The sequence below is a fragment of the Sulfurimonas sp. genome, from assembly GCF_032250635.1.
Lineage (GTDB): Bacteria > Campylobacterota > Campylobacteria > Campylobacterales > Sulfurimonadaceae > Sulfurimonas.
The window spans coordinates 1-2,146 of record NZ_JAVVFL010000254.1; the positions used below are offsets into that span (position 1 = coordinate 1).

Here is a 2,146-nt window from a genome sequence, read left to right on the forward strand (position 1 = left end):
AAATTTCGTTTACTGACTGCAAAAGAGATTGTTTTAGCGGCGTTGGCAAGAGATGAGTCAATCGGGGTACATTTTATAGAAAAGGAAAATAATGATTAAACTGTTAATTATTATGCTTAGTTTTAGTTTTGCATTTGCAAGTTCAGGCGGTAGTGCTGAGGCAATTCCAGACTTGACGTTTACATGGGTCGGATTTGGAGCGCTTGTTATATTTGTAATAGGTTATTACTTTGTAGCAATGGAAGAGAAGTATCATATAGATAAAGCTAAACCGGCTCTTTTTATCGGTACCTTTATGTTTATACTTATTGCAGTTTACTACATGCTAAATGGTTTAAATATGGAGCTTGTTCACACACAGGCACAGCATCTAATCCTTGAGATTGCGGAGATATTTTTCTTCTTGTTTGTTGCCATGACCTATATTGAGACCTTAATCCATATGAATGTATTTGAGAAGTTAAAATACAATCTTATCTCAAAAGGGTACAGCTATAGAAAACTTTTCTGGCTGACCGGATTTTTGGCATTTTTCCTCTCGCCGATTGCAGACAACCTAACTACGGCGCTTATACTCTCAACCGTTCTTATAACAATTGAGCGTGAAAAAATCTCCTTTTTGGTTCCGGGTGCAATCAACATTGTCGTCGCAGCAAATGCAGGCGGTGCATGGAGCCCGTTTGGAGACATTACGACTCTTATGGCATGGACGGCAGGAAAGGGTGCATTTACAGACTTTATGTTTCTCTTCCCTGCATCAATCGGTGGCTATTTAGTTACTGCCTTTTTGTTAAGCAGGTTTGTTCCTGAGACGCAGCCTGATTTTGATGTTTCAACAGAGAAGGTTCCTGAGTTAATGCAGGGTGCTAGCAGAGTAATTGCTCTTGGCGTTATAACAATTGCGTCAGCGGTTCTCTCACACCAGCTTCTTCATCTTCCTGCGATGTGGGGCATGATGTTTGGTTTGGCACTTCTTAAAATGTACCAGTACAGACTTAAGAGAAAATACAATTCACAGCTCAATATCTTTGAATCTATGAGTAAGATAGAGAACAATACGCTTCTCTTTTTCTTCGGTATCTTAGCTGCTGTCGGCGCGCTCTATTTTATAGGTTGGCTTGGACTTGCAGCGGTGGTTTACGATCCGTCTGTTCTTGGACCTACCTGGTCAAACATAGGAGTCGGCTTTCTCTCGGCGATTGTCGATAATGTTCCTGTTATGTCGGCGGTACTAAAAGCAAATCCTGACATGGGTCTGGATCAATGGATGCTTGTGACACTCACGGCAGGAGTCGGCGGTTCGCTAATATCTTTTGGTTCCGCTGCCGGAGTCGGTGTCATGGGAAAACTTCCGGGTATCTACACTTTTAGCTCACATATGAAATATGCATGGACTATTTTTATAGGCTATGTAGTCTCTGTTGCTATTTGGTACGTTCAGTATGAAGTATTGGGTTTCTATCATTAAACATTAATCTTAATTATTGTATCCTTTCACATTGTGAAGAGGGTACTCCCCCTCTCAACGCCTCTTTGGCACTTCAAACACTCTTTTAAAGGTAATCGGATGACAAATGTCAGCATCATAGTTTTAGATTTTGGTTCTCAGTATACTCAACTTATAGCTCGCCGTCTGCGTGAAGACAAAATTTATTGTGAGATTCTTCCTTATCACACAACGGCGCAAGAGATTAAGACGAAAAATCCAAAAGGGATTGTATTTAGCGGTGGTCCATCTTCGGTCTACAGTAAAGACGCATATCAGGTAGATCAGGAAGTGTACAAGATGGGAATTCCTGTTCTTGGCATCTGCTACGGTATGCAGAGAATTGCGGTTGATTTTGGCGGAAGCGTCATCAGAGCAAGCCATCATGAGTATGGAAAATCTGAGCTCAAAATTATAAATGTTGGTGAAGAGTGCTCACCTCTTTTAAAAGATTGCGACGATGAAAGAGTAGTCTGGATGAGCCACAGTGACAAGGTTGATATTCTGCCTGAAGGGTTTGAGCCTATCGCTACATCTGCAAACTCTCCTTATGCCGCTGTTGCAAATGAGCAAAAACGCATATACGCAATGCAGTACCATCCTGAAGTTCAACACTCTGAAGAAGGGTACTTGATGCTTCGTAACTTTGCAAGAAATATT

The 2,146-nt window shown here is 41.3% G+C and carries 2 protein-coding genes; both read left to right on the top strand.

Going from position 1 to position 2,146, the window contains the following annotated elements; all coding sequences use genetic code 11:
• Positions 1-91: 91 nt before the first annotated feature.
• Complete coding sequence (gene nhaD, locus RQ763_RS11455) at positions 92-1,468, top strand: sodium:proton antiporter NhaD (protein WP_314153117.1); 1,377 nt, start codon at positions 92-94, stop codon at positions 1,466-1,468.
• A gap of 99 nt (positions 1,469-1,567) precedes the next feature.
• Positions 1,568-2,146: glutamine-hydrolyzing GMP synthase (gene guaA, locus RQ763_RS11460; protein ID WP_314153118.1), on the top strand; the 579-nt coding region annotated here is incomplete at its 3' end.